This is a genomic window from Klebsiella sp. CSG-1 (genome assembly GCF_056521145.1).
The window spans coordinates 229,370-255,955 of the sequence record NZ_JBWNLD010000001.1; the positions used below are offsets into that span (position 1 = coordinate 229,370).

Consider the following 26,586-nt stretch of genomic DNA (forward strand, 5'->3'; position numbering starts at 1 on the left):
CCATGGCACTGTTCGCAAGTGAAACCTGGACCATGCGTCACCGCCTGCTGCTGACGATCGGCTCCATTCTGGTGGTCTGTCAGCTGATCAGCGTTTTCTGGTTATGGCATGAAAGCAAAGAGCAGATTCAGCTGCTGGTGGCGAGCGCCATCGAAGGACATAACAACCAAAAGCACGTTGAACACGAAGTGCGCGAGGCGGTCGCCAGTCTGTTAATACCCAGCCTGCTGATCGTCGGCCTGGCGCTGTATATCAGTCTGGTGGCGGTGAGAAAAATCACCCGACCGCTGTCGAATCTGCAAACTGAGCTGGAGAGCCGCACGCCGGATAACCTGCAGCCGATTACGCTGACGGAGTCCGTTCCGGAAGTGACGGCGGTGACGACAGCGATTAATCAGCTGGTTTCTCGCCTTAACTTAACCCTCGATCGCGAACGTCTGTTCACCGCTGACGTCGCGCACGAGCTGCGTACCCCGCTGGCGGGACTGCGCCTGCATCTGGAGCTGATGGCGAAAGTGCACCATGTGGAGGTGGGTCCGCTGATCCAGCGTCTGGATCAGATGACCAACAGCATCTCACAGCTGCTGCAGCTGGCGCGCGTCGGGCAGTCATTTTCCGCCGGGAGCTACCAGCGCGTGCTGCTGCAAGAGGATGTGGTCGAACCGATTCGCGGTGAGCTGGAGAGCATGCTGGAACAGCGCCAGCAGACGCTGGAGCTCGCCCTCCCCGACGGAGATGATGCCAAAGATGTTGTCGTCTCCGGCGATGCCACGCTGCTGCGCGTTGTGCTGCGTAATCTGGTGGAGAATGCGCATCGCTATAGCCCGGCAGGGTCAAAGATAAAAATCGCCATACAGGCCGGTACAACGCCGGTTATGGCCGTGGAAGATGAAGGTCCGGGGATTGATGAAGCGAAAAGCGGCGAACTGAGCAAAGCGTTTGTCCGTATGGACAGCCGCTACGGAGGAATCGGTCTGGGATTAAGTATTGTGACGCGCATCGTTCAGCTGCACGATGCCCAGTTCTTCTTACATAACCGCCAGCCTGGCCCCGGCGTTCGCGGCTGGATTCTGTTTCCTAAGCCTTCGCGTTAGAAAGTCAGCACCCACTGATGGACAAAAGCGACAACCACAACAACAGCGCAGGTAACGGCCAGAGACTCACGGAAGGTTAATTTTTGCATGACACTATCCTCATCAGAATGAAGATAGTGTCGCCTGGCAAGATTAAGCAGACATTAAGCCAAGCGGAAAACGCCGCGGAATAACAAAAAATCGGCGTCCCGTCACACTGCCTGGCTCCACGCGCGGCGCATCGCCTCCTGCGGGATCAGGACGCCGCAATAAACAGCTCGCGCAGCTGATGCAGCTGGTCACGAATTTGCGCGGCTTCTTCAAACTCCAGATTCTGCGCATGCTGCATCATCTGCCCTTCCAGCTCGTGAATTCTCTGCTGCAGCGCTTTTGGCGTCAGCACTACCTCAGGCGTATCCGCCTCAACCGGCGAACGTGATTTTCCGCGGCCCTTGGTTTTCGTCTTCGCCAGATTGCTGCCCAGCTGCAGAATGTCGACCACTTTTTTATTCAGCCCCTGCGGGGTGATGCCGTGCTCTTCGTTATAGCGCTGCTGCTTCTCACGGCGACGCTCGGTCTCGCTGATGGCTTTCGCCATCGAAGCCGTAATTTTATCGCCATACAGAATCGCTTTACCGTTGATATTACGCGCGGCGCGGCCGATGGTCTGAATCAGCGAGCGTTCGGAACGCAGGAAGCCCTCTTTATCGGCATCCAGAATTGCCACCAGCGACACTTCCGGCATATCCAGCCCTTCACGCAGCAGGTTGATACCGACCAGAACATCGAACTCGCCCAGCCGCAGGTCGCGGATGATCTCCATGCGCTCCACGGTATCGATATCGGAGTGCAGGTAGCGCACGCGTTCGCCGTGCTCTTCCAGATACTCAGTTAAATCTTCCGCCATGCGTTTGGTCAGAGTGGTGACCAGCACCCGCTCGTTGATGGCGACGCGGATGCGAATTTCCGACAGCAGGTCATCGACCTGAGTCGCCACCGGACGCACTTCGATCAGCGGGTCAAGCAGCCCGGTCGGACGTACCACCTGATCGACCACCTCATCGCCGGATTTATCCAGCTCATAAGGACCCGGCGTCGCTGAGACGTAAATGGTCTGCGGCGCCAGCGCCTCAAACTCTTCGAACTTCAGCGGGCGGTTATCCAGCGCCGACGGCAGACGGAAGCCGTACTCCACCAGCGTCTCTTTACGCGCCCGGTCGCCGCGGTACATGCCGCCGATTTGCGGAATGGTGACGTGGGATTCGTCGATCACCAGCAGTCCATCCGCCGGCAGGTAGTCAAACAGCGTCGGCGGCGGCTCGCCCGGCCCGCGCCCGGAAAGATAGCGCGAGTAGTTTTCGATACCGGAGCAGTAGCCGAGCTCGTTCATCATTTCGAGGTCGAACTGAGTACGCTGGCTCAGACGCTGCTCTTCCAGCAGCTTGTTGTTCTCCAGCAGCACCTTCCGCCTGTCGGCGAGCTCGACTTTAATCTCTTCCATCGCCTGCACGATGCGCTCGCGTGGCGTCACGTAGTGCGTTTTCGGGTAGATGGTATAGCGCGGAATCGTCGATTCAACCTGACCGGTAAGCGGATCGAACAGCGACAGCCGCTCAACCTCTTCATCGAACAGCTCGATACGCAGCGCAATATCGTCGGATTCCGCCGGGAAGACGTCGATCACTTCACCGCGCACGCGGAAGGTGCCGCGCTGGAAGGCCTGATCGTTACGGGTATACTGCAGCTCCGCCAGGCGGCGCAAAATCGCCCGCTGGTCGATCAGCATGCCGGTGGTCAGATGCAGCATCATCTTCAGGTAGAGATCCGGGTCGCCCAGACCGTAGATAGCCGATACTGAAGCCACCACCACCACATCGCGCCGCTCAAGCAGCGCTTTGGTCGCCGACAGACGCATCTGCTCGATATGCTCGTTCACCGACGCATCCTTCTCGATGAAGGTGTCTGAGCTCGGCACGTAGGCTTCAGGCTGATAGTAATCGTAGTAGGAGACGAAATATTCCACCGCATTGTCCGGGAAGAACTCTTTCATTTCGCCGTACAGCTGCGCCGCCAGGGTCTTATTGGGCGCCAACACCATCGTCGGACGCTGGAGATCGGCGATAACGTTAGCAATGGTGAACGTCTTACCCGACCCGGTCACCCCCAGCAGCGTTTGGTGCGCCAGACCATCTTCCAGCCCCTCTTCCAGGCGTCGGATAGCTTCCGGCTGGTCGCCAGAAGGACGGAATGCGGAATGCAGCGTGAACGTTTTACTCATATGTCTGGCCCTGAAGAAGGATGAAGCGCCTGGTGATATGCGGCAGGTGTTTAATTCTACCCTTCACGCTCATTTTTGCCAATAAATAATACTGGATATAAAAACAGTATTCGATTATCGTTTGTTCCTGAAATCGTCGGCATGCGCGTCGTTTTGGGGTAAAAAAAGACCATCCTGCAGAATAATCCGCCAGACAGTAGGGTTATCCCCAAAAAAATTTATCATTTAACATTTGTCAAGCAAGGTGGTGAATCTTTTATGGCATCAGGTGACACTTTCCTTACAGCCATTGCTTTTATTCAACTAATTGATATTTAATGATATTAAACAAAAGATGGGTTTCGCGCCAATTCAGCCGCAGGCCGCGTAATCTCTAGCTTACCGCAAGTTCTCTAACTCTAATACACAAGGTTATCCACAGGAATAGTGGATAAGTGTCTGCAGGCCATGGCTTCTGCCACCCCGCAGAAATCGACCGGCGGTGAAAATCGACCGCCTAAAAAAAATTATCGAATTATTTTTGATATTTATCAGCTAAGGGTGCCTGCCTTTTTGTTGCTTTCTGCACCATTTTTCATACCCGTTAGCACCGGGAGAGTGCAACCGCCTCGCTGGCCCGCCTTCACCCCGCCCCGCCGCAGCTGCCCATACGGGAAAAAACCGAAACTTCTTTTTCCTGGCAAGAGATTTGCAGAATCTTCATGTCGCCCGCTATCCCCAAACAGGAGAAAACGTCTATGTTGAGTCTACGCGCAGTCAATCAGTACTACGGAAATCAGCACACGCTATGGAATGTCGACCTTGAACTTCAGCCGGGGGAGTGCACCTGTGTGATGGGACTCCAGGGGATGGGCAAAACCACGCTGGTGAACTGCATTACCGGGCATCTTCCGGTCGCCAGCGGCAGTATGACCTGGCATGACGTCGGTTCGCCGCCCTGCGATATCACGCCGCTCTCCGCCCATTCCCGTTCGATTATTGGCATCGGCTATGTCCCGCAGGACAGGCGGATCTTTTCTCAACTGAGCGTCGAGGAGAATCTGCATATTGCGCTGGCCGCCGGAGGAAACCCGGGCGTCGCCGTCAAGGGGGAGATTTACGATTTTTTTCCGGATCTCTACGGACGACGTCAGCATAAAGCCGCCATGTTGTCAGAAGATGACCAGTACCAGCTGGCGCTGGCGAGAGCGCTGGTTGTCCGGCCGCGTCTGCTGATTCTTGATGAGCCTTCGCGCGGCAGCGGACAGCACTTCGTGCATAAGCTGGGTGACCTGCTGGTGCGCCTGAACCGCGACATCGGCTTAACGGTGCTGCTTGCCGAACAGCACCTGCCGTTTATTCGCCGGGTAGCGGACCGTTTTTGCCTGCTGCATCGCGGGCGTAACGTGGCGCAAGGCCGCGTTATCCAGCTGGATGAACCGCTGCTGGCACAGTGGATGACGCCCGATCCAGCGCGCTGAGATCCAGGTACTGGCCGAGATCCTCACGCCGCGACGCGTCCGCCAGCCATGGGATCTCACCCAGCAACGGAGCCGCAAGTCGATCGTTGAGGGTCGCCAGATATTCTGCATGGCGTTTACCCGGCGGCTGGATGTCGTTTGCAATCCAGCCCACCAGCGGCAGCCCGGCCTGACGTACCGCCTGGGCCGTCAGCAGCGCGTGGTTGATGCAGCCGAGTTTAATGCCGACCACCAGAATGACCGGCAGCTGTTCGTCGCGAACCCAGTCGGCAAAACTCAGCGTCGCGGAAAGCGGCGTAAACCAGCCCCCCGCCCCCTCCACCAGCACCCATTCCGCCAGCGTCTCCAGTTCACGAAGCCCGGCAGAAAGCGCATCGCCCGTAATCGGCCGCCCCTCCTCCGCGCTCACGATATGCGGTGAGGTCGGTTCGGCGAAGGTAAAGGGGTTAACCTGCGCATAGCTCAGCGCCACCCCGCTATTACGCTGGAGTGCCAGCGCATCATCGTTACGCAGCCCGAGCGCCGTCAACTCACTTCCGGAAGCGACCGGTTTATAGCCCGCGCACTTCAGGCCTGACAGCCTTGCCGCCTGCAACAGGGCGCAGCTAGTGACCGTCTTACCGACTTCAGTGTCGGTTCCGGTGACGAAAAAACGTTTAGTCACGTGCAATGACTCCTGTAAAAAGATGGTACGTCAGCGGGCACTGGCCCTGCTGTTTTGGCCAGGCCAGCTGCAGCTGACGCAGTTTTCCCCGGCTCAACGGCGCCGCGCTGCGCCCCTGATGCAAGTGTGTTGCCCCAATCCCTTTGAGCGAACGCATCGCGCTCAGGGCATCGGCAAAGGGCAGGCTGACGGCGTGAACCTCGCCAACGGATCGCCGCCCGGCCAGCGCCTCGCGCACCGCCTGTTCGCTGAGAAAACGGTTGGCGTGGGGATGTCTGTCGATGGCGCACCAGGCCTGATTCAGCTCGGGAAGCGAATCGGCCAGCAAGGTGCTGAACGCCACCCGACCGCCGGGGCGCACCACCCGGCACAGCTCGTCGAGCGCGCCGGCCAGACTCTCGCACCACTGCACCGCCAGATTGCTCCACGCCAGATCGACGCAGGCATCGGCCAGCGGCAGCGACTCAATATCCCCTGCAAGATAACGATGCGCGCACTCGTCGCGCTGGGCCTGCGCCAGCATCTCAACCGAGAGATCGAGCGCCGTCACATGACTGCCGGCCTCACGCCAGTAGCGACTCATGCTGCCGGGTCCGCAGCCGGCGTCGAGCACCGCTGAAAAGGCGCGGCCATGGAGCTGACGCAGCAGCAGTTCGGCGCTGTAACGCTGCAGCGCATCGTGTTGCGAATAGTGGCTGGCCGCCCGGCCAAAGGCCGCAGCCACCGCCCGTTTATTCACCGCCGCCATGCAGCACCTCCAGCAGACGGGTAATATCAGTCGACTCATGGGCTGCGGTCAGCGTCAGGCGCAGCCGCGCGCTGCCTGCCGGCACCGTCGGCGGACGAATGGCCGTTGCCCAGCAGCCCTGCTCACGCAGGCGCGCCGCCAGCTGCAATGCCCGCGTATTGTCGCCAACGATCAGCGGCTGAATCGCGCTGGTCGAGGCGCTCAGTTCCCCCGGAAAACCGGCCATACCGGCGCGAAATTGCGCCACGCGGCTGGCCAGTTTTTCCCGCCGCTGCTGGCCGTCGTCGCTGCGGATCACCGCCAGTGCGGCGCTCAGCGCTACCGCCTGGGCCGGCGGCATGGCGGTGCTGTAAATCAGATGGCGGGCAAACTGCAGCAGATAGTCCGCCAGCGCCTCGTCGCACAGGACTGCCGCGCCGCTGACGCCAAAGGCTTTACCAAAGGTCACCACCAGCAGCTCAGGACGGACATGCTGCGCGTAGCAGCTGCCGCGCCCCTCTTCGCCCACCACGCCAATGCCGTGCGCATCATCCACCAGCAGCCAGCCGCCGGCAGCCCGGGTGGTTCGGGAGATGGCGCCGAGCGGGGCGCTGTCGCCATCCATGCTGAAGACCCCTTCCGTCACCACCAGTTGCTGACCCACCAGCGGTTTGCCCAGCAGGGCGTCCAACTGCTGCACATCATTGTGCGCAAAGCGTCTGAGCTGCGCCGGACTCAGGCTGGCCGCCTCGAGCAGCGAAGCGTGGCTCAGGCGATCCGCGACGATGCGATCGTCCCCGGCGAGCAGCGCGGCAATCAGCGCCTGGTTGGCAGCGAACCCGGAAATAAACAGCAGCGCGCTCGGATACCCCAACCAGTCCGCCAGGCTCTCTTCCAGTTCACGATGCGCCTCGCTGTAACCGCTGACGTGACCGGAGCCGCCGGAGCCCACGCCATAACGCGCCGCCCCCTGCTGCCAGGCGGCGATAATCCGCGGATGCTGGCTCAGCCCGAGATAATCATTGCTGGAGAAATTCAGCCAGCGCCGATCTTCACGGATAAGCCAACGCCCGGCCCCCTGCGCCACCGGCTGACGGCGGCGGAATGCATCCGCCTCCCGCCGCTCGTTCAGCGCCTGGTCGATGCGTTGCGACCAGCTCATAGCGCCGCCGCGTTGTAATATTCCTCGGTATCCGGGTTGAGCAGCGCCTGTTCCAGACGCTGCTGCTGTTCGTTATCCCCTTCCAGCACCGCCGTCTGCTGCGGGTTAAGGCCCAGCTTGCGGAACAGCTGCAGGTCTTTGTCCTCTTCCGGGTTCGGCGTGGTCAGCAGCTTGCAGCCGTAGAAAATCGAGTTCGCCCCGGCCATAAAGCACATCGCCTGGGTCTGTTCGTTCATCTGCTCGCGGCCGGCGGAAAGACGCACGTACGAGGTCGGCATCATGATGCGCGCCACGGCAATGGTGCGGATAAAATCGAAAGCATCGACATCGTCGTTATCGGCCAGCGGCGTGCCTTTCACTTTGACCAGCATGTTGATAGGCACGCTCTCCGGCGGCGTCGGCAGGTTAGCCAACTGTAGCAGCAGGCCGGCGCGATCTTTCTCGGTTTCGCCTAAGCCGACTATCCCGCCGGAACAGACCTTAATCCCGGCGTCACGCACTTTGTCGAGGGTATCCAGCCGCTCCTGGTAGGTGCGGGTGGTGATGATATTGCCGTAGAATTCCGGCGAGGTGTCCAGGTTATGGTTGTAGTAGTCCAGCCCGGCTCCCGCGAGACGCTGCGCCTGGCTGTCGGTCAAGGTACCGAGCGTCATGCAGGATTCGAGCCCCAACGCTTTGACGCCTTTGACCATTTGCTCCAGATACGGCATATCGCGATCGTTGGGGTTCTTCCAGGCGGCCCCCATGCAGAAGCGCGTTGATCCGGCATTTTTTGCCTGCCGCGCGGACTCCAGCACCTGTTCCACTTCCATCAGGCGCTCCGATTCCAGACCGGTTTTATAGCGCGCGCTTTGCGGGCAGTATTTACAGTCTTCCGGGCAGGCGCCGGTTTTAATCGACAGCAGCGTGCTGACCTGGACCTGGCGCGGATCAAAGTGCTGGCGGTGGGTCTGCTGCGCTTCAAACAGCAGATCTAACAATGGTTTATTAAACAACTCAGTAAATTGCGACATTGTCCAGCGTGCGTGGTGAGCCATTGGCCTCTCCAAAGGGTTTTGTTAATTGTCGGTTCGGTTTATACTCGTAAACCTAAATGTTTTCAAAATGGTTTACAAGTCACTTATGACAACGGACGATCTCGCCTTCGATCGGCGCCACATTTGGCACCCCTACACCTCCATGACCTCCCCTCTGCCGGTCTATCCGGTGGTTGCCGCCCACGGCTGCGAGCTGTCCCTCGCCAGCGGCGAGCAGTTGATTGACGGGATGTCTTCATGGTGGGCGGCAATCCACGGTTACAATCACCCTCGCCTGAACGCCGCGATGAAAGCGCAGATTGACCAGATGTCGCACGTGATGTTTGGCGGTATCACCCACCCTTCGGCGGTGGCGTTGTGCCGCCAGCTGGTGGCGATGACCCCGGCGTCGCTGGAGTGCGTATTCCTCGCCGACTCCGGTTCGGTCGCGGTGGAAGTGGCCATGAAGATGGCCCTGCAGTACTGGCAGGCAAAAAGCGAACCGCGGCGGCGTTTTCTCACCTTCCGCAATGGCTACCACGGAGATACCTTTGGCGCGATGTCGGTCTGCGATCCGGATAACTCCATGCACAGCCTGTGGCAAGGCTATTTGCCGGATAATCTGTTCGCCCCGGCGCCGCAAAGCCGCTTTGGCGGCGAGTGGGATGAACGGGATATGGTGCCGTTTGCCCGCCTGATGGCAGCCCATCGGGATGAGATCGCAGCGGTCATTCTCGAGCCCGTCGTGCAGGGCGCCGGCGGCATGAGGATGTATCATCCTGAATGGCTGAAGCGCATCCGCAAGATGTGCGACCGGGAAGGCATTCTGCTGATTGCCGATGAGATTGCCACCGGATTTGGCCGGACCGGCAAGCTGTTTGCCTGCGAACACGCGGATATCGCCCCGGATATTTTGTGTCTCGGTAAAGCGCTGACCGGCGGAACGATGACGCTGTCGGCCACCCTCACCACCCGGCCGGTGGCAGAGACCATCAGCAACGGCGAAGCCGGCTGCTTTATGCACGGTCCGACCTTTATGGGCAACCCGCTGGCCTGCGCGGTGGCGACAGAAAGCCTGCGGCTGCTGGAAAGCGGCGAATGGCAAGGCCAGGTCGCCGCGATTGAAGCGCAGCTTAATGTGGAGCTGGCTCCGGCACGGGAATCCCCGCTGGTCGCCGATGTCCGCGTGCTGGGCGCCATCGGCGTGGTGGAAACTTGCCGCCCGGTCAATATGGCCGCGCTGCAGCGCTTCTTCGTCGAACAAGGCGTATGGATTCGCCCGTTCGGCCGCCTGATTTACCTGATGCCACCGTATGTGATTACCCCGCAGCAGCTGACGCGCCTGACCCAGGCGGTTAACGCGGCGGTGCTGAACGAAACATTTTTTCGCCAATAAGCAGCGGAAACCGATCGTCAACAGGACTATACTTCTTTGTTAATCAGTCGATTATCCCAGAGGAGACGAGACGGCATGAACGTAATCAGTCACGATCTGCAGGATGGCGGGAAATTGCCCCACCGCCATGTATTTAACGGCATGGGCTACGATGGCGACAATATCTCGCCGCATCTGGCGTGGGACGAGGTGCCCGAGGGGACTAAAAGCTTTGTGGTGACCTGTTACGATCCCGACGCGCCCACGGGCTCCGGCTGGTGGCACTGGCTGGTCGCCAATCTGCCGGCGGAAACGCGCGAACTGCCGCAGGGAGCCGGGTCCGGTCTGGCCCCGCTGCCGGCCAGCGCAGTCCAGACCCGCACCGATTTCGGCCTGCCCGGCTACGGCGGCGCGGCGCCGCCAAAAGGGGAAAGCCATCGCTACATCTTTACGGTGCATGCGCTGGATGTCGAGAAGATCGAGGTCGATGAAGGGGCAAGCGGTGCGATGGTAGGCTTTAACGTCCATTTTCATTCGTTGGGCAGCGCATCCATCACCGCCCTGTTTATCTGACTTTCTCTCGTCAGTCCCTCTCCGGGTCGCGGCTTACCCAAGCGACCCGACAGCACCTTTGTAGCCCCGGTAAGCGCAGCGCCACCGGGGAACATCCCGGGTCGCGGCTTACGTCTTACCCAGGCGACCCGACAGCACCTCTGTAGCCCCGGTAAGCGCAGCGCCACCGGGGATTCATTAGCTCGAAGATGACTGCTCAGCCACCGGCATCCGCACGGTTTTTTTGACTTTCGCATACCAGATAATCGTCAGCAGCCCGAGCCAGACCAGACCGGCAATCAGCGCAATTCGCGTCTCTTCTACCATCCCGAGCACCGCAATCACCAGTCCCATAAACAGCAGGGTCAACAGCGGCGCAACCGGCCAGAACGGCACCGGGAACGCAATCTGGCGACGCTCTTCCGCCGACAAACCGCGACGCATGGCGAAATGGGCCAGCAGGATCATCAGCCACACCCACACCGTGGCAAATGCCGCCAGGGAGGCAATCAGCACAAAGACCTGTTCCGGCATCAGATAGTTCAGCACCACCGCCACCAGCAGCGCCACGCCCATCACCACGACCGTCATCCACGGCACGCCGTTGCTGGCAATGCGCTGGAAGCTTTTAGGCGCCATCCCCTCTTTTGCCATGCCGTACATCATGCGACCGGCGCCAAAAATATCGCTATTGATGGCCGAAATACTGGCGCTGATCACGATAATATTGAGGATTGTCGCCGCCGCCGGAATCCCCAGACCGCTAAAAATAAGGACGAACGGACTGCCCTGCTCGCCAAAACTGTTCCACGGGAAAATGGCCATCAGGATCGCCAGCGTGCAGACATAGAACAGCACGATGCGCAGCGGGATGGTATTAATCGCCTGCGGAATCACTTTCTTCGGATTCTGCGCTTCCGCTGCGGTAACGCCGATAATTTCGACCCCGCCAAAGGCAAACATCACAATACCCAGCGACGCAATAATTCCCTGCCAGCCGTTCGGCGCGAATCCGCCGTGGCTCCACAGGTTTTCCAGCCCCGTCGCCGGGAAGGCATGACCAAAGCCGAAGAAAATAATGCTGCCGCCGGCGACGATCATCGCAATAATCGCCACCACTTTAATCAGCGACAGCCAGAACTCCATTTCGCCGAAAATGCGCACGTGGCACAGGTTCATCGCGCCGATGAAGAAGATAATACTCAGTACCCAAATCCAGCGCGGTACATCGGGGTACCAGAGCCCCATATAGATACCAAACGCGGTGACATCCGCCAGGGCGACAATCACCATCTCAAAGGTGTAGGTCCAGCCGGTGATAAACCCGGCCAGCGGCCCGAGATACTGGCGGGCATAGCTGCCGAAGGAGCCGGAAACCGGGTTGCGTACCGCCATTTCGCCCAGCGCGCGCATGACGATAAATACCGCCGCGCCGCCGATCAGATAGGCCAGCAGAACCGCCGGTCCCGCGGCCTTAATGGCGGCGGCAGAACCATAAAACAGCCCGGTACCGATGGCGGAACCGAGCGCGATGAAGCGAATATGTCGGGCATTCAGCCCGCGCAGCAGGTGGGGCTTTTGTGGCGATTGTGGTTGTTGTTGCATATGCAAGTGTCCTGATAATTTTTGTATGACGACAAATATGCGTGTAGGACGGCCGGGGGGAGGTTATCCCCCCGACACGGGTACAGAAAACAACGAGGGTCAGATCTGACCAGGCAAGACGGCAGGGAGCAGTCGCGTCAGATGGCGCGCTGCCAGAAGCTCAATAGCGTTATCGATATCCGGGGCAAAGAAGCGATCCTGGGTGTAATGCGAAACCCGCTCGCGCAGCAGATGACGCGCCTCTTCCAGCAGCGGACTGCTGGCCAGCCCTTCGCGCATATCCAGCCCCTGGACGGCGGCCAGCCACTCCACGGCCAGTACGCCGCGGGTGTTTTCCGCCATCGCCCACAGACGACGACCGGCAGCCGGCGCCATTGAGACGTGATCCTCCTGGTTTGCCGACGTCGGCAGGCTGTCAACGCTGTGCGGGTGCGCCAGCGCTTTGTTCTCGCTGGCTAACGCCGCCGCGGTCACCTGCGCAATCATGAAGCCGGAGTTGACGCCGCCGTTTTTCACGAGGAAAGGCGGCAGCTGCGACATATGACTGTCCATCATCAGCGCAATACGACGCTCGGACAGCGAACCGATTTCGGCAATCGCCAGCGCAATATTATCCGCCGCCATCGCCACCGGTTCGGCGTGGAAGTTACCACCGGAAATCACCTCGTTCTCGGCGGCGAAGACCAGCGGGTTATCCGACACCGCATTGGCCTCAATCAGCAGGACCTCAGCGGCCTGGCGAATCTGGGTCAGACAGGCGCCCATCACCTGCGGCTGACAGCGCAGAGAGTACGGGTCCTGCACTTTGCTACAGTTGTGATGCGACTGCGAAATCTCGCTGCTGTCGGTCAGCACATGACGGTACAGCGCCGCAGCGTCAATCTGCCCGCGCTGGCCGCGCGCTTCGTGAATACGCGAATCAAACGGACGACGCGATCCCAGCGCGGCTTCAGTGGTAAGCGCGCCGCATACCACCGCGGAAGCAAACAGATCTTCCGCGTCAAACAGGCCGCGCAGCGCAAACGCCGTCGATGCCTGCGTGCCGTTCAGCAGCGCCAGCCCCTCTTTCGCCGCCAGGGTAATCGGCTCGAGGCCGACTTTTTTCAACGCCTGCAGCGCCGGCATCCATTCGCCGTCAACGCGGGCTTTGCCCTCACCCAGCAACGTCAGGGACATGTGCGCCAGCGGCGCCAGATCACCGGATGCGCCGACGGAACCTTTGGCCGGGATCCACGGCGTGACGCCTTTATTCACCAGTTGAATCAGCGCCTGAATGACGCTCAGACGAATCCCGGAGAAGCCGCGGGAAAGGCTGTTAATCTTCAGCACCATGATCAGACGCGCCATGGCATCATCCAGCGGCTCACCAATACCCGCCGCATGAGACAGCACCAGAGAACGCTGCAGGTTTTCCAGATCGTCCGTAGAGATGCGCGTTGACGCCAGCAGGCCAAAACCGGTGTTAATGCCGTAGGCGGTGCGTCCTTCGGCCAGAATGGCGTTAACGCAGGCGACGCTCTCGTTAATGGCGGCAAAAGCCTGCTCGTCGAGAGTGATGGTCAGCGGCTGTTGGAACACCTCGCGTAGCTGCGCCAGACTCAGCTGACCTGGAATCAGAGTTAAGTTTTTCATCTCAGCGTTGCCCCTGCGTTGCTGCCACCATAGGAAGATTCAGTCCTTGTTCCGCCGCGCACTCAATCGCGATGTCGTAACCCGCATCGGCGTGACGCATCACCCCGGTCGCCGGATCGTTATGCAGCACGCGGGCTATACGCGCGGCCGCTTCGTCGGTACCGTCACAGACGATAACCATCCCGGAGTGCTGCGAGAAGCCCATCCCGACGCCGCCGCCGTGATGCAGCGACACCCAGGTCGCGCCGCTGGCGGTATTCAGCAAGGCGTTCAGCAGCGGCCAGTCGGACACCGCATCGGAGCCGTCACGCATGGATTCCGTTTCGCGATTCGGGCTGGCGACCGAGCCAGAATCAAGGTGGTCACGACCAATGACGATCGGCGCAGACACTTCACCGCTGCGGACCATTTCGTTAAAGGCCAGCCCCAGCTTCTGGCGCCACTCCAGCCCTACCCAGCAAATACGCGCCGGCAGCCCCTGGAAGCTAATGCGCTCACGCGCCATATCCAGCCAGTGGTGCAGGTGCTTATCATCTTTGATGATCTCTTTCACTTTGGCGTCGGTTTTGTAGATATCCTGCGGATCGCCGGAGAGGGCCACCCAGCGGAACGGACCGATGCCGCGGCAGAACAGCGGACGAATATAGGCCGGGACAAAACCCGGGAAGTCGAATGCGTTGTCGACGCCCATCTCCTGCGCCATCTGGCGGATATTGTTGCCGTAGTCGAAGGTCGGTACGCCCATTTCGTTGAAGGCCAGCATCGCCTGAACATGGTCGGCCATCGAACGCTTGGCCGCCAGAATCGTCCCCTGCGGGTCAGATTCGGCTTTCGCCTGGTACTCTTCCCAGCTCCAGCCTTTCGGCAGATAGCCATGCAGCGGATCGTGGGCGCTGGTCTGGTCGGTGACCATATCCGGGCGCACGCCGCGTTTCACCATCTCCGGCACGATATCGGCGGCATTGCCGCACAGAGCGATAGAGATAGCCCGGCCTTCCGCAGTGTATTTCTTGATCCGCGCCAGCGCGTCGTCCAGCGAGGTGGCCTGCTCGTCAACGTAGCGGGTACGCAGACGAAAATCGATCCGGCTCTGCTGACATTCGATATTCAGCGAGCAGGCGCCTGCCAGCGTCGCCGCCAGCGGCTGTGCGCCGCCCATACCGCCCAGACCGGCGGTTAACACCCAGCGCCCCTTCAGGCTGCCCTGATAGTGCTGACGTCCGGCTTCGACGAACGTTTCGTAGGTACCCTGCACGATGCCCTGGCTACCGATATAGATCCAGCTGCCCGCGGTCATCTGGCCGTACATCGCCAGACCTTTTGCGTCCAGCTCGTTGAAATGTTCCCAGGTCGCCCAGTGCGGGACCAGGTTGGAGTTGGCAATCAGTACGCGCGGTGAATTTTCGTGGGTTTTAAATACGCCGACCGGTTTACCGGACTGCACCAGCAGCGTCTCGTCGCTTTCCAGGTTTTTCAGCGCCTTCACGATAGCGTCATAGCATTCCCAGGTACGCGCCGCGCGTCCAATCCCGCCGTAGACCACCAGCTCATGTGGGTTCTCGGCAACATCGGGATCGAGGTTGTTCATTAACATACGCAGCGGGGCTTCGGTCAACCAGCTCTTGGCATTCAACGTCGTGCCTCGCGGTGCACGTACGTCTTGCTGGCGATATTTGCTTTGCGACATCGGGGTTTCTCCTGACAATTAACGTTGTTTACGTAGATACATATACTTGTCTATACAACTCTACGCAAGCCAGGATTTAACAGAAATGATACAATTTTGTTATATTGCGTCAGCAATCACGCTTTTGCCGACGCAAGCGATCGTCAGGAAGTGAAGTGGCCCTGCAGCCGGTAGCGGCTACCCGGGAACAGAAGACGGGCGTGGGAAACAATATGCGTGGTAGACCAGGTACGGCGCCGGATTAGCAGGCAAGGATCGTGGGCATAGATATGCAGCAGTTCGCACTCTTTGGCGCTGGCCTGTACCGCTTCGACGATATGCTCGCCTTCGGTTAACGGCGCAATCAGCGACAGATAATCATGCGGCGTGGTGACGGTATAGTCCTGATGTAAATACGCCGGCACCACCGCCGCATTGACGCAGCGGTCTTCGATCTGTACCGGAATGTCGTTTTCAAAATGCACCATCAGAGAGTGAAAAATCCGCGTCCCTTCAGCGACATTCAGCGCCGCCGACTGAATAAGATCGGCTTCGGTCTCTTCCAGCAGCAGCACCTCGCAGCGGTGCTGATGGCGACGGGAGATAATCTCGTCGGCGATGCTACGCACTTCGAACAGCGCCGACTGCCCTTTCGGCTCCGCCACAAAGGTACCGACGCCCTGCAAACGTACCAGTAAACCTTCATCCGTGAGTTCACGCAGCGCCCGATTGATGGTCATGCGACTGAAACCAAACTGGGCTACTAGTTCCGCCTCGGAAGGAATGCGGTCGTGGGGACGCCAGACGCCGCGCTGAATCTTTTCGCTGATCGCCTGCTTCACCTTTTCATAAAACGGGGCAGGCGCGGTTCGAGGTTGCTGTGAAAACATAGCCTGTCTTTCCTTATACGCAATGGGCGGCGAAACGGTCAGAATATACTGAATCGTCAGCGCCACCAATGGGCGATTTGCCATGCCAGTCGGGCCGCCGCACGGGCCCCCTGACTGTCAATGTCAAACCGCGGATTAAACTCCACCAGATCCACCGCCTGCAGTTTTCCGCTGCGGCATAATGGTTCAACGATGCGCAACAGGGTCGCCAGCGTAATGCCCAGCGCGGCAGGCGCCGAGACCGCCGGCATTTCGCGCGCCGGCAGCACATCCAGGTCGATGGTCAAATAGAGCCTGTCGTAGAGGGCAATATGACGCGCGATTTCCGGCGCAACGCGTAATTCAAAGGCGTCCAGCACCTCCAGATCTTCGATAACCCGCACCTGACGACGCGCGGCCTCATCCCACAGCGCCAGGGTGTTCGCCGCACGGCTGGCGCCGATACAGGTATAGTGAAAGCCGCGCTGCTGCGCGTCGCACTCCAGCGCCAGCTGGCGGAACGGCGTACCGGAGCTGGCCTGGTCAGCTATCCGCAAATCCAGGTGCGCATCGAGGTTAATGATCCCGACCTTTTCACCGGGGAAAGCATCGAGCACACCCGCGCCATGACCGAATGCCGTCTCATGCCCGCCGCCGAGAACCAGCGTGCGTTTGCCTGCGCGCTGGCAGGCTGCCACCGCTTCGCGCAGCGCCTGCTGGGCTGCCTCCAGCCCTTCACCGGCGACGCTGATGGTGCCCATATCGACACAGCGCTCGTGACCGCTGTGGCTGGCCATGTTCGCCAGCGCCCGACGTAGGGTTTCCGGCCCCTTTTCGGCCCCGGTGCGTCCGCGGTTGCGGCGAACGCCTTCATCGCAGGCGAACCCCAGCAGGGCAATATCCCCAGGCAGCGCCTGTGGCGCAAAGCGTTCGGCCCGCACGATAGTCTGAAACAGGCGCAGCGCATTGGCGGCTTCCGCGCTGTCGTCACGCCCTTGCCAGATGTCGGCGGGGGTCGGTTGCCACAATGTCATTGCATTTCTCCTCGCACCACGCGATGCCAGAGCGGACTACGCCCCGGTTCATAGACCATTTCAACCGGATGTTCAGCATCCCAGATAGCAAAATCGGCAACAAACCCCGCCGCCAGCTGGCCGTGGCTATTCTGGCGTCCCAGCGCCTGCGCGGCATGACGCGTTACGCCCGCCCACGCCTCCTCCGGGGTCAAGCCAAACTTGACGCAGGCCATGTTCATCGCCAGATGCAGGCTGGCAAAGGGGCTGGTGCCCGGATTGTAATCCGTCGCCACCGCCATCGGCACCTGATACTGACGCAGCAGCCCGACCGGCGGTTTGCGGGTTTCATTGAGGAAATAGAACGCGCCGGGCAGCAGCACCGCCACCGTCGCGCTGCGGCTCATCGCCGCAACCCCCTCTTCCGTTAAATATTCGATATGATCGGCCGAGAGCCCCTGATAACGGCTCACCAGCTGCGCGCCTCCCAGCGAAGAGAGCTGTTCAACGTGCCCTCTGACCGGAATACCGCGGGCCTGCGCGGCCTGGAATACGCGTTCAGTCTGCTGCGGGCTGAAGCCGACGTTTTCGCAGAAAACATCGACGCTTTCAAACAGCCCCTCTTCCCACAGCGTCGGCAGCAGGGTTTCACACACCAGCGTAATATAGGCATCCGGGCGGTCTTTATATTCCGGCGGCGTGGCGTGAGCGGAGAGCAGCGTCGGCGACAGCTCGACCGCATTGTTCTGCGCAAGCTGGCGCGCCACGCGCAGCATTTTGCGTTCGTTTTCCAGATCCAGCCCGTAGCCGGATTTAATTTCCAGCGTAGTCACTCCCTCGCGAAGCAGACGGTCCAGTCGCTGCTGGGCCAGCGCTAACAACTGCGCTTCGCTGCTTTCACGGGTGGCGCGCACCGTGGAGTTGATGCCGCCGCCGTTGGCGCTGATCGTCTGGTAGGAGACGCCGTTCAGACGCTGCTCCCACTCCTGCGCCCGGCTGCCGCCGAAGACCAGATGGGTGTGGCAATCAATCAGTCCCGGCGTCAGCAGCCTGCCGCCAAGGTCAATGCTCCGCCCGGCAGGGGCATCGTTTTCAGGCACAATGGCTTCAATCCGGCCATTGCGCACCAGCAGCGCATGACCCTCCCGCAGGCCATAAGGTTGCGAATCATCAGGGTTCAGAGTGGCGAGGCGGGCATTTCGCCAGATAACGCGATCGGAGGTGGCTTCAGTCATACCAGTCAACTTGTCATGGGTTGTATAGACATTTATTTTCATTCCACGCGGAATGTCAATAAAAGCAGAGGTAATTGTTATTTTTTTGTGACCGGACGCGACCGACGCTACGGCCATCTGACCTGTTCAGGCGAACTTTTTCGCGCAGCGTCTTCCCGTTTCGCTCAACTTAGTATAAAAAGCAGGTTTTAAAGGACGTTATACGCGTAATTCATACCTTGCCGGCCTGACGCCGCTTGCATGTTTTTTGTATAATGCCCTGCCCAAATCATTCGGGTTGCTTTGCGGCGGAAATCAACAAATACGCCAACAGAGAGGCAGCCTGAAGAATGACAGGTCTTGTTAATTGATTCTTGCCCGGAGCAACATGAACACATTCTCAGTTTCCCGCCTGACGCTGGCACTGGCTTTTGGCGTGACGTTATCCGCCTGTAGCTCAACCCCTGCCGATCAACAGCCCTCGACGCAGATTGCGCCGGGCACCGCCTCTCGCCCTGTGTTAACCGCTGATGAAGCGAAAAACTTCACTCCGGCAAGCTATTTCCAGTCCCTGGATCCAAACGCCGCGGCGTGGACCCCGGCGGCCATCAGCATACCGTCTCAGCCTGACTTCGTCGTCGGCCCGGCGGGCGCTCAGGGCGTAACCCATACCACTATTCAGGCTGCGGTTGATGCGGCTATCGCCCGCCACTCCGATCGTCGTCAGTTTATTGCGATTATGCCGGGTGAATATACAGGTACCGTTTATGTCCCTGCGGCACCCGGTGCGCTGACGCTGTACGGTACCGGCGAGAAGCCGCTGGATGTGAAAATCAGCCAGGCCATTGACTCGGAGATGGACGTGAACACCTGGCGCCACCTGGTCAACCCGGCCGGCAAATATATGCCAGGTAAACCGGCGTGGTATATGTTTGACAGCTGCCAGAGCAAACGCGCCGCCACCGTCGGGGTGATGTGTTCAGCGGTATTCTGGTCGCAGAACAATGGCCTGCAGCTGCAAAACCTGACCATCGCCAACAACCTCGGCGACAGCGTGGATGCCGGGACTCACCAGGCCGTTGCGCTGCGCAGCGATGGCGACCAGGTCCAGATTAACAACGTCAACATTCTGGGTCGCCAGAACACCTTCTTCGTCACCAACAGCGGCGTGCAGAACCGTCTGCAAAACGATCGCCAGACCCGTACTCTGGTGAGCAACAGCTACATTGAAGGCGATGTTGATATCGTTTCCGGCCGCGGTGCCGTGGTGTTTGATAACACCGATTTCCGCGTCGTGAATTCACGCACTCAGAAAGAAGCCTACGTCTTTGCACCGGCAACGCTGAAAAGCGTCACCTACGGCTTCCTGGCCGTGAACAGCCGCTTTACCGCCTCCGGCGACGGCGTGGCGCAACTGGGACGCTCTCTTGATGTCGACAGCGCCACCAGTGGCCAGGTGGTGATCCGCGACAGCGCCATCAATGAAGGCTTCAACGTGGCGAAACCGTGGGCCGACGCGGCAATTTCCAACCGCGCGTTCAGCGGCAACACCGGCGCCGCGGATGCGAAAGGCGTGCCGCAGCGTAATCTCAACGACAGCAGCTTCAACCGCATGTGGGAATACAATAACCGCGGCGTGGGCAGCGTGGTTGTCGCAGAGCCGAAGCAGTAAATCTTCGCGAGGGGGAGCGCGTCTCCCCCTTTTTCCTCTCTTTTCCCCCTCTTTTTCTTAGCGCCGTGCTCTTTCGCGACTTTCTCTTCTGCTTTTTTCCTCCGCTGCGCCCCCTCAATTGATCGCTACCGCAGCCGCTTCTCTTGCGCGTGCAAAAAATAGCGTTTTCTGGCGAATAAATATCTGCGCTGATGCGTTTACTCTCTGTAACAACACAACGGCCTTCCGGCACGCTTCCCCGCGAAAGGGATACCGCCGGGTTACCCGCATCGTTGCCCCTGGAGACGAAAAATGAACACTCTTATCTCATCGATTGTGCCGGCTTCACGCCGCTTAATGGTTCCGGCACTGCTATGTTTGTTATATGCATCGCCGTCATTCGCCATGGGCGATAACAGCACCCAGAGCAAAACGCCGGACTGCCCCAGCGGACAGGTGTATGACAGCGTCAGCAAACGGTGCGTCCCGGATAAAACCAGCAGTCTTAGCGACCAGGATAAAACCAACTACGCCTATCATCTGGCGAAAAAAGGGGAATATCAGGCGGCACTGAACCTGCTGGATTCGCTGAAAAACGGTAATACCGCCGAAGCCTGGAACTATCGCGGCTATGCCACCCGTAAGCTCGGACGTACGGATGAAGGGATTGGCTATTATCAGCGCGCGCTGGCGCTTGAGCCCAACTACGCCAAAGCGCGTGAGTATCTTGGCGAAGCGTGGATGGTAAAAGGCCGCCGGGATTTGGCGCAGGAACAGCTCAAAGTGATTTCCGGGATTTGCGGTCAAAGCTGCGAGGAGTATCGCGATTTGCAGGCCGCCATTAACGGACATCCGGAATCCTGAAGCTCATCGCGAGGGTAAAAAAATTACTACCAGCGACGTTCGCTCACAGCTTGCCGCACATCTGGCCCGTCTTTGGCGCTACGGGCTAATTCTGTCGCACAATCGCGATATTGCCGAAGAGCTGGTTCAGTCAACCTGTGTTCGCGCGCTCGAACGGAGCGCGCAGTTTACGCCGGGCACCCGTATCGACCGGTGGCTGTTCACTATTCTCCACTCCATCTGGATTTCCGAGCTGCGGGCTCGTCACGTCCGAAGGGGGCAAGGCTTCGTCGAAAACGACCCGCAGCTCGCCACAGACGATCGCGAAATGAATGAAGATCATCGCCAGTATCAGCAACTTATGCGTCAGGTCAGCGCCCTGCCGGAAGCCCAGCGCAACGCGGTGTTTTTAGTGTATGTTGAAGGTTTTACCTATCAAGAGGCGGCAGACACGCTATCGGTCCCCATCGGTACGGTGATGAGCCGGCTGGCGGCAGCGCGATCGACGCTGGCAAAAGCCCCCGCTACCGCCGCTGCAGCCAGGGAGAAACGCTTGTGAAATCATCCTTTTTTACTCCCCCCTATGGCGATGAGGCCATTATTGCCTGGCTGGATGGCGAAATGAGCGCTCCCGACGCCCTCCGCTTTGAAGCCGCCTTCAGAGAGGATCGGCAGCTGGCCGCACGCACCGCCGAACTGAAGAGCATCGCGCAGAATTATCAGCAGGCGTTTGCCCCGCTGCTGGAGCAGGCTCCCGTCGCGCGCATGCGGAGCCGGCTTGATGCCCATCTGGCAGCAATGCCCGCGCCGAAGAGCTCTGCACCTCTCCCGGCCTTTAGTCGCCGCGCCATGATTGCCGCCTCGCTCACTTTTTTACTCATCGGCAGCGGCTTAGGCTATCTGGCCCGTCCCGATGCCGGTGAACCTGATGAGAGCGAAAACATTCGCGATCTTGAAGCCCGTTACATGTCGCTCTACAGCGCGGAAACCCTGCTCGATATGGACAGTTCACCGGCGATATTACAGCGCGGCCTGGCGCGTACCGCCGAGGATATCGGTTTAGCGCTCAAGCCGCAGCAGCTCGCGCTACCGGGCGCCGAGCTAAAAATGGTGCGTATTCTGCGCTATGAGCGCACCACCATTGCGCAGATCGCCTGGATTCACGCGGCGTATGGGCCGATGGCGCTGTGCATCTCTCCGGACAGCCCGCAAAACGATACCAGGATAGCCGCGGAACGGCGACACGGCATGAATCTCGCCTGGTGGCGCGCTAACGGGTATCAGTTTGTGCTGATTGGTCGCAATCCTGGCGCGCAATTGCACGATAACGCCCGCCAGTTGCAGGACTTACTGTCATAGCCAACGTCGCCGTTCGGGGCGATGACCAGCGATCGCCGGCGATGTTTCGCTGAGAATTGCCGCCGGCCATCGCATCCGGCCGCTAAATATTTTTCACCCGGCGAAACTTTCTTTCTCACTCCGGCGAACTGTATAGCAGAGTCACCTGACCAGAACGCCCTGACATCGCTGGAGCTAATAATGAAACTGATGAAAAACCTTGCTCGTTCTTTGACCCTGACCGTCGCGCTTGGCCTGTCCGCCACCGCGTTTAACGCCGGCGCGGCGCTGCCCGTCGGCGCGAAAGCCCCTGCTTTCGAACTGCAGGGCGCCTTAGCCGGTAAACCGATCGCCTTCTCCCTGCAGCAGGCTTTGCAAAAGGGGCCGGTGGTGCTCTATTTCTTCCCGGCGGCATTTACCGCTGGCTGCACCATTGAGGCCCACGACTTCGCCGAAGCCAGCGATGAATTTAACAAAATGGGTGCCACCGTCATCGGCGTCACCGCCGGTAACACCGATCAGGTTAGCGATTTCTCTAAACTGGAGTGCCGCGATAAGTTCGCCGTCGCCGCGGATCCGGGGGCCAAAGTGGCCGCGCAGTATCAAACGCTGATGGAGATGAAGGGCAAGACCGTTTCCGACCGGACTTCATTTGTCATTGCGCCGGACAACACGATTCTGCTCAGCTACACCGATCGAAATCCGGATGCCCATATTGAGAAAACCCTGGCCGCCGTCAAGCAGTACGACGCCGCCCACCCGCAAACCCACTAAACAAAGAGGCCAGCGATGCTCACCGCCATGCTGGCCGCCTTTATTGGCGGCATCATACTCAACTTTATGCCCTGCGTTTTTCCGGTTATCTCCCTGAAAGCGCTCGGGCTTCTGCGCCATGCGGATAACGCCGTGGGCGCTCGTCGCGAAGGGCTGGCTTTTTTACTTGGTGTGATGGTCACCATGATGCTGCTGGCCGCCGTTCTGCTGGCCGCCCGCGCCGGCGGCGTCGCTGTCGGCTGGGGGTTCCAGCTGCAATCGCCGCTGGTGATTGCCCTGCTTTCGCTGGTGATGCTCGCCGCCGCGCTGAACCTGCTGGGGGTGTTTGAGGTCGGGCTATCGGCGCAGCGCGTCGGCGCTCTGGATATTGGTCGCGGCGCCTTTGTACGCTCGGCGATGACCGGGGCGCTGGCGATCGTCGTTGCAACCCCGTGCGCGGCGCCGTTTATGGCCAGTGCGATTGGCTATGCGCTGGTGCAGCCGCCGGCCAGCGCGCTGGCCGTGTTTTTTGCCCTCGCGCTCGGTTTTTCCGCGCCATTCACCCTCGTTTCGCTGTTTCCGGCGCTGGCTTCTCTCCTCCCCCGGCCTGGCAGGTGGATGGATATGCTTAAACGTGCGCTGGCCTTTCCGATGTTCGGCGCTTACGCCTGGCTGGTATGGGTACTGGCGCAGCAGGCCGGTAGCAGCGCGCTGGCGACGCTACTGGCGGTCTCGGTGGTGCTGGGCTTTGCTGCCTGGCTCTATGGTATAGCCCAGCAGCGCCGCTTTCAGGGCAAAGGGCACAGGAGCCTGTTCGCCGTCACCGGGGTGCTCGCCGTCGCGGTTATTGCTCCGCTGGCCGGTCTGATTCAGGCCGATTCCGTGCCGCCCGGCGCACAGACTGTCGCGACCGCCGGGAGCGCTGCGGAAAAATGGACACCGCAGGCCGTCGAGGCGCAGCGCGGCCACGGCAAAGCGATCTTTGTTAACTTCACCGCCTCCTGGTGTATCACTTGCCAGGTTAACGAAAAGACATCGCTTTCAACCCAGGCCGTAAAAGACGCGCTGGCAAAAACCGGGACGCTGTATATGGTGGCAGACTCGACTAAATTTAATCCGGATGTCGATGATGCGCTGAATCAGTTTGGCCAGGGCGGTCTGCCGCTGTACGTGGTCTATCCTGCCGATGGCGGGCCGCCAAAAGTACTGCCGCAGCTCCTGACGCCGGGCATCGTCGTGAACGCGCTGAACCAGGCCACCGGCAAAAAAGCATAAACGCAACAAGGCGGATTATGGAAATAAACGATAGCGCGCGCGAAAGCTGGCCCGCGCTAATGGCGCAGGCGCAGGCGGGCGATCGGCTCGCCTACACCCGGCTGTTAAAAGCGCTGGTCCCGGTCATTCGTTCGCAGATACGTAAGCGAATCGCCGACGACGCGTTAGTCGAAGATGTCATTCAGGATGTGCTGCTGACGGTGCATCGGGTACGCCATACCTACGATCCGACCTACCCTTTTTTGCCCTGGCTGATGGCGATTATCTCGGCGCGGGCCGTTGATGCGTTGCGCCGTCGCGGTCGCTATCAGCAGTGGGAGATCCCCGAAGAGACGTTGCCGGAAGCGGCAACGTTAGCGGATCCGCAAAAACGGGATAGCCGGGAGGAGCTGGCAGGCTATTTGCGCCAGCTCCCCTCCCGCCAACGAGCCATTGTGGAGCATGTCCATCTACGCGAAATGAGCCTGACGGAAGCCGCTGCACATAATAATCTGAGTGTCGCCGCAGTGAAATCGCTGCTGCATCGGGCGCTGAAAAACCTGCGCCGTTTTGGAGCTCATCATGACGAATCATGACCTGTTAATAGACAAGCTGGGGCGCGACATGCGGCCGGTGAAACGCCTGCCATCGACCGGCAGGCGGGTTCTGAGCTGGCTGGCAGCGGCTCTGCCGTGCGCGGCGGCCGCCAGTTTCCTTGTGCAACGCAGCCCGACCGACTGGTCACAGCCTGGCGCCTCTCTGGCGGTGGTGCAGCTGCTGCTGGCTTTTGTGCTCGGCGCGCTGGCGATTCGTAGCGCCTTCACGATGAGTATTGCCGGTCGGCGTTCTCTCAGCTGGAAAGCCCTGCTGCCGATTGGCCTGATGTGGCTGGGGCTGAGTATCAGCAGCATTCCCTATCCGGCGCTGCGGGTGCCGGAGAGCGACAGCACGCCCTGCTTTACCTTTTTGCTGGTGGTCAGCACGCCAATGATGGTACTGATGATTGCCAGCCTGCGCCGCACCCGAACGCTGCATCCGGTGCGCAGCCTGGGGATGGCAGGACTGGGCATTGCCAGCATGGCGGTCAGTCTGCTGGCGTTTTGCCATCCGGTACATCTGCACGCGATAGATTTTGTCATGCATCTGGCGGCGATAGTCACGATCGTGGCGCTGACGGTGTTGGTTGGCAGACGCTGGGTGGCGCTGGATTAACGGGCGTTCTCCGCTACCGATCGGGACGGGGCATCCGTCAGGTTGATGGCTCTTTGTTTGCCAGCGCCTCAGGCTGCGCTAACCGATAAAAAAAACCTCGCCGCAGCGAGGTTTTTTTCTCAGCAACTTAGTAAGCGTTAACCACCACCCACATTGGCCCCTGACCGACGGCGTAGCGCCCTTTCTCGGTCAGCAGCCCCTGCTCACCGGCGATCTCATAGACCGCAATATGGTGTGATTTCTGCCCCGCAGCGATCAGATATTTACCGCTGTGATCGAGATTGAAACCGCGCGGCTGCGCCTCCGTCGGCTGATACCCTTCAATCGACAGCACGCTGCCATCTTCGGATACGCTGAAAATGGTGATAAGGCTGGCGGTGCGGTCACAGGCGTACAGATGACGGCCATCCGGCGTCAGATGAATATCCGCCGCCCAACGTACGCCGGTAAAATCGGCAGGCATCATATCCAGCGTCTGGACGCACTCAATTTTGCCATGCGGATCTTTCAGCGCCCAGACGTCAACGGAGCTGTTCAGTTCATTCACGCAGTAGCCGTATTGTTGATTCGGATGGAACACCATGTGACGCGGACCGGCCCCTTCAACGGTGGTCACTTCCGCCGGTTCTTGCGCGGCGAGGAATCCATCATCGCTGAGGGTAAACAGGCAAATACGATCCTGTTTCAGCGCCGGGACCCACAGGGTGCGGTTGTCGGGAGAAATATTGGCCGAGTGGCACCCTTCCAGTCCTTCCACAACGGCCACCGTTTCACCCGGCAGGCCATCGATCAACGGAGTCACGCTCACGCAGCCGGCGTTATAGGACGCGCTGAAGACAAAACGGCCCTGATGGTCGGTCGAAATATGCGTCGGGCTGCCCGGCAGCGCCGCTTCGCCGGCGAAAGTCAGCGCGCCGTTATCGGGCGCAATGCGGTAAGCCAGGACGCGAAACTCCGGACGTACGCCAACGTAGAGATACTCTTTATTCGGGCTCACCACCATCGGCTGAACCTGACCCGGGGCATCCACAACCTGAACAAGCTTCAGGTTACCCTCAAGATCGAGACTCCAGACATGAATCTGCTGGCTTTCCGGGCTGGCGGTATAAACGGTTTGTTTCATGACTGCTCCTTTCCTCACTGCACAGGGAAAACGTATACATTTCATTCATCAAGCTGCTGAGCTGATGCAATGTATAGACTCTTTTAACGGTAGATGCTGAAAAATT

The 26,586-nt window shown here is 59.7% G+C and carries 24 protein-coding genes; 12 read left to right on the forward strand and 12 right to left on the reverse strand.

Annotated elements, in window-relative coordinates; all coding sequences use genetic code 11:
• Positions 1-2 precede the first annotated feature (2 nt).
• Positions 3-1,094 (forward strand): two-component system sensor histidine kinase PmrB, encoded by a 1,092-nt coding sequence (gene pmrB / locus AC007G_RS01145; RefSeq protein WP_032700539.1) that lies wholly within the window; start codon positions 3-5, stop codon positions 1,092-1,094.
• A 235-nt stretch (positions 1,095-1,329) separates the two neighbouring features.
• Here the strand turns inward: pmrB and uvrB are convergent, their stop codons facing one another.
• A complete protein-coding gene (uvrB, locus tag AC007G_RS01150; RefSeq protein ID WP_032688745.1) occupies positions 1,330-3,351 on the reverse strand; it encodes an excinuclease ABC subunit UvrB in 2,022 nt (673 codons plus the stop codon).
• 737 nt (positions 3,352-4,088) lie between these two features.
• Here uvrB and AC007G_RS01155 point away from each other — a divergent pair.
• The gene (locus AC007G_RS01155) at positions 4,089-4,811 is read left to right on the forward strand and encodes an ABC transporter ATP-binding protein (protein ID WP_032688746.1); all 723 of its coding nucleotides are present in this window, start codon (positions 4,089-4,091) and stop codon (positions 4,809-4,811) included.
• On the opposite strand, the gene bioD is transcribed toward AC007G_RS01155, so the two are convergent.
• Genes bioD through bioB form a run of 4 tightly spaced genes read right to left on the reverse strand, consistent with a single transcriptional unit; the run spans position 4,753 to position 8,401 of the window.
• Positions 4,753-5,475 carry a dethiobiotin synthase gene (gene bioD, locus AC007G_RS01160; protein WP_142630125.1) on the reverse strand — a complete coding sequence of 241 codons (723 nt, stop codon included), beginning with the start codon at positions 5,473-5,475 and terminating at the stop codon, positions 4,753-4,755. The genes AC007G_RS01155 and bioD overlap by 59 nt on opposite strands.
• Positions 5,468-6,223: a malonyl-ACP O-methyltransferase BioC gene (gene bioC, locus AC007G_RS01165; protein WP_099001216.1), complete on the reverse strand. Its 756-nt coding sequence runs from the start codon at positions 6,221-6,223 to the stop codon at positions 5,468-5,470. Before bioC ends, bioD begins: the two co-directional genes overlap by 8 nt.
• A complete protein-coding gene (bioF, locus tag AC007G_RS01170; RefSeq protein ID WP_142630127.1) occupies positions 6,207-7,364 on the reverse strand; it encodes an 8-amino-7-oxononanoate synthase in 1,158 nt (385 codons plus the stop codon). The genes bioC and bioF overlap by 17 nt, the downstream gene beginning before the upstream one ends.
• Positions 7,361-8,401 carry a biotin synthase BioB gene (gene bioB / locus AC007G_RS01175; protein WP_479466528.1) on the reverse strand — a complete coding sequence of 347 codons (1,041 nt, stop codon included), beginning with the start codon at positions 8,399-8,401 and terminating at the stop codon, positions 7,361-7,363. The genes bioF and bioB overlap by 4 nt, the downstream gene beginning before the upstream one ends.
• A gap of 85 nt (positions 8,402-8,486) precedes the next feature.
• Between bioB and bioA the strand changes: the two genes are divergently transcribed.
• Positions 8,487-9,776 carry an adenosylmethionine--8-amino-7-oxononanoate transaminase gene (gene bioA / locus AC007G_RS01180; RefSeq protein ID WP_142630129.1) on the forward strand — a complete coding sequence of 430 codons (1,290 nt, stop codon included), beginning with the start codon at positions 8,487-8,489 and terminating at the stop codon, positions 9,774-9,776.
• Positions 9,777-9,851: 75 nt separating this feature from the next.
• Complete coding sequence (locus tag AC007G_RS01185; protein ID WP_032688753.1) at positions 9,852-10,328, forward strand: kinase inhibitor; 477 nt, start codon at positions 9,852-9,854, stop codon at positions 10,326-10,328.
• A gap of 177 nt (positions 10,329-10,505) precedes the next feature.
• Here AC007G_RS01185 and AC007G_RS01190 read toward each other — a convergent pair whose 3' ends face one another.
• The 6 genes from AC007G_RS01190 to hutI all read right to left on the reverse strand — a co-directional run bounded on the left by AC007G_RS01190 (position 10,506) and on the right by hutI (position 18,444).
• Positions 10,506-11,912, reverse strand: coding sequence for an amino acid permease (locus tag AC007G_RS01190; RefSeq protein WP_032688760.1), 1,407 nt, complete (start codon positions 11,910-11,912; stop codon positions 10,506-10,508).
• Between the two features lie 99 nt (positions 11,913-12,011).
• On the reverse strand, positions 12,012-13,544 hold the full coding sequence (gene hutH, locus AC007G_RS01195; protein WP_032688761.1) for a histidine ammonia-lyase: 1,533 nt from the start codon (positions 13,542-13,544) through the stop codon (positions 12,012-12,014).
• A gap of 1 nt (position 13,545) precedes the next feature.
• Positions 13,546-15,231 (reverse strand): urocanate hydratase, encoded by a 1,686-nt coding sequence (hutU, locus tag AC007G_RS01200; RefSeq protein WP_142630131.1) that lies wholly within the window; start codon positions 15,229-15,231, stop codon positions 13,546-13,548.
• Between the two features lie 143 nt (positions 15,232-15,374).
• Complete coding sequence (locus tag AC007G_RS01205) at positions 15,375-16,100, reverse strand: histidine utilization repressor (protein ID WP_032688992.1); 726 nt, start codon at positions 16,098-16,100, stop codon at positions 15,375-15,377.
• A gap of 56 nt (positions 16,101-16,156) precedes the next feature.
• Positions 16,157-17,113: a formimidoylglutamase gene (hutG, locus tag AC007G_RS01210; protein ID WP_032688763.1), complete on the reverse strand. Its 957-nt coding sequence runs from the start codon at positions 17,111-17,113 to the stop codon at positions 16,157-16,159.
• A complete protein-coding gene (gene hutI / locus AC007G_RS01215; protein ID WP_185935625.1) occupies positions 17,110-18,444 on the reverse strand; it encodes an imidazolonepropionase in 1,335 nt (444 codons plus the stop codon). The genes hutG and hutI overlap by 4 nt, the downstream gene beginning before the upstream one ends.
• Positions 18,445-18,694: 250 nt before the next feature.
• Between hutI and AC007G_RS01220 the strand changes: the two genes are divergently transcribed.
• From AC007G_RS01220 to AC007G_RS01255, 8 genes are all read left to right on the forward strand, one after another.
• A complete protein-coding gene (locus AC007G_RS01220; protein ID WP_142630133.1) occupies positions 18,695-19,978 on the forward strand; it encodes a putative acyl-CoA thioester hydrolase in 1,284 nt (427 codons plus the stop codon).
• A 291-nt stretch (positions 19,979-20,269) separates the two neighbouring features.
• Entirely contained in the window at positions 20,270-20,821 is a 552-nt protein-coding gene (locus tag AC007G_RS01225; RefSeq protein WP_032688765.1) for a tetratricopeptide repeat protein, read from the forward strand.
• Positions 20,808-21,359 carry a sigma-70 family RNA polymerase sigma factor gene (locus AC007G_RS01230; RefSeq protein WP_072000017.1) on the forward strand — a complete coding sequence of 184 codons (552 nt, stop codon included), beginning with the start codon at positions 20,808-20,810 and terminating at the stop codon, positions 21,357-21,359. The genes AC007G_RS01225 and AC007G_RS01230 overlap by 14 nt, the downstream gene beginning before the upstream one ends.
• The gene (locus AC007G_RS01235) at positions 21,356-22,159 is read left to right on the forward strand and encodes an anti-sigma factor family protein (protein WP_032697711.1); all 804 of its coding nucleotides are present in this window, start codon (positions 21,356-21,358) and stop codon (positions 22,157-22,159) included. Before AC007G_RS01230 ends, AC007G_RS01235 begins: the two co-directional genes overlap by 4 nt.
• 180 nt (positions 22,160-22,339) lie before the next feature.
• Positions 22,340-22,912, forward strand: coding sequence for a peroxiredoxin (locus AC007G_RS01240; RefSeq protein ID WP_032688995.1), 573 nt, complete (start codon positions 22,340-22,342; stop codon positions 22,910-22,912).
• A 15-nt stretch (positions 22,913-22,927) separates the two neighbouring features.
• Positions 22,928-24,166, forward strand: a complete 1,239-nt coding sequence (locus tag AC007G_RS01245; RefSeq protein ID WP_142630135.1) for a protein-disulfide reductase DsbD family protein — start codon at positions 22,928-22,930, stop codon at positions 24,164-24,166.
• A 17-nt stretch (positions 24,167-24,183) separates the two neighbouring features.
• Complete coding sequence (locus tag AC007G_RS01250) at positions 24,184-24,741, forward strand: sigma-70 family RNA polymerase sigma factor (RefSeq protein WP_032688769.1); 558 nt, start codon at positions 24,184-24,186, stop codon at positions 24,739-24,741.
• Positions 24,728-25,357, forward strand: coding sequence for an NrsF family protein (locus tag AC007G_RS01255; protein WP_032688770.1), 630 nt, complete (start codon positions 24,728-24,730; stop codon positions 25,355-25,357). Before AC007G_RS01250 ends, AC007G_RS01255 begins: the two co-directional genes overlap by 14 nt.
• A 127-nt stretch (positions 25,358-25,484) precedes the next feature.
• On the opposite strand, the gene pgl is transcribed toward AC007G_RS01255, so the two are convergent.
• The gene (gene pgl / locus AC007G_RS01260) at positions 25,485-26,480 is read right to left on the reverse strand and encodes a 6-phosphogluconolactonase (protein WP_032697714.1); all 996 of its coding nucleotides are present in this window, start codon (positions 26,478-26,480) and stop codon (positions 25,485-25,487) included.
• Positions 26,481-26,586 lie beyond the last annotated feature (106 nt).

What these genes read in the sequence shown, in the direction of transcription:
- pmrB (WP_032700539.1), top strand. Translation starts at nt 3, where the DNA reads ATGGCACTGTTCGCAAGTGAAACCTGGACCATGCGTCACCGCCTGCTG.
- uvrB (WP_032688745.1), bottom strand. Translation starts at nt 3,351, where the DNA reads ATGAGTAAAACGTTCACGCTGCATTCCGCATTCCGTCCTTCTGGCGAC.
- AC007G_RS01155 (WP_032688746.1), top strand. Translation starts at nt 4,089, where the DNA reads ATGTTGAGTCTACGCGCAGTCAATCAGTACTACGGAAATCAGCACACG.
- bioC (WP_099001216.1), bottom strand. Translation starts at nt 6,223, where the DNA reads ATGGCGGCGGTGAATAAACGGGCGGTGGCTGCGGCCTTTGGCCGGGCG.
- bioF (WP_142630127.1), bottom strand. Translation starts at nt 7,364, where the DNA reads ATGAGCTGGTCGCAACGCATCGACCAGGCGCTGAACGAGCGGCGGGAG.
- bioB (WP_479466528.1), bottom strand. Translation starts at nt 8,401, where the DNA reads ATGGCTCACCACGCACGCTGGACAATGTCGCAATTTACTGAGTTGTTT.
- bioA (WP_142630129.1), top strand. Translation starts at nt 8,487, where the DNA reads ATGACAACGGACGATCTCGCCTTCGATCGGCGCCACATTTGGCACCCC.
- AC007G_RS01185 (WP_032688753.1), top strand. Translation starts at nt 9,852, where the DNA reads ATGAACGTAATCAGTCACGATCTGCAGGATGGCGGGAAATTGCCCCAC.
- AC007G_RS01190 (WP_032688760.1), bottom strand. Translation starts at nt 11,912, where the DNA reads ATGCAACAACAACCACAATCGCCACAAAAGCCCCACCTGCTGCGCGGG.
- hutH (WP_032688761.1), bottom strand. Translation starts at nt 13,544, where the DNA reads ATGAAAAACTTAACTCTGATTCCAGGTCAGCTGAGTCTGGCGCAGCTA.
- hutU (WP_142630131.1), bottom strand. Translation starts at nt 15,231, where the DNA reads ATGTCGCAAAGCAAATATCGCCAGCAAGACGTACGTGCACCGCGAGGC.
- AC007G_RS01205 (WP_032688992.1), bottom strand. Translation starts at nt 16,100, where the DNA reads ATGTTTTCACAGCAACCTCGAACCGCGCCTGCCCCGTTTTATGAAAAG.
- hutG (WP_032688763.1), bottom strand. Translation starts at nt 17,113, where the DNA reads ATGACATTGTGGCAACCGACCCCCGCCGACATCTGGCAAGGGCGTGAC.
- hutI (WP_185935625.1), bottom strand. Translation starts at nt 18,444, where the DNA reads ATGGCCGTAGCGTCGGTCGCGTCCGGTCACAAAAAAATAACAATTACC.
- AC007G_RS01220 (WP_142630133.1), top strand. Translation starts at nt 18,695, where the DNA reads ATGAACACATTCTCAGTTTCCCGCCTGACGCTGGCACTGGCTTTTGGC.
- AC007G_RS01225 (WP_032688765.1), top strand. Translation starts at nt 20,270, where the DNA reads ATGAACACTCTTATCTCATCGATTGTGCCGGCTTCACGCCGCTTAATG.
- AC007G_RS01240 (WP_032688995.1), top strand. Translation starts at nt 22,340, where the DNA reads ATGAAACTGATGAAAAACCTTGCTCGTTCTTTGACCCTGACCGTCGCG.
- AC007G_RS01245 (WP_142630135.1), top strand. Translation starts at nt 22,928, where the DNA reads ATGCTCACCGCCATGCTGGCCGCCTTTATTGGCGGCATCATACTCAAC.
- AC007G_RS01250 (WP_032688769.1), top strand. Translation starts at nt 24,184, where the DNA reads ATGGAAATAAACGATAGCGCGCGCGAAAGCTGGCCCGCGCTAATGGCG.
- AC007G_RS01255 (WP_032688770.1), top strand. Translation starts at nt 24,728, where the DNA reads ATGACGAATCATGACCTGTTAATAGACAAGCTGGGGCGCGACATGCGG.
- pgl (WP_032697714.1), bottom strand. Translation starts at nt 26,480, where the DNA reads ATGAAACAAACCGTTTATACCGCCAGCCCGGAAAGCCAGCAGATTCAT.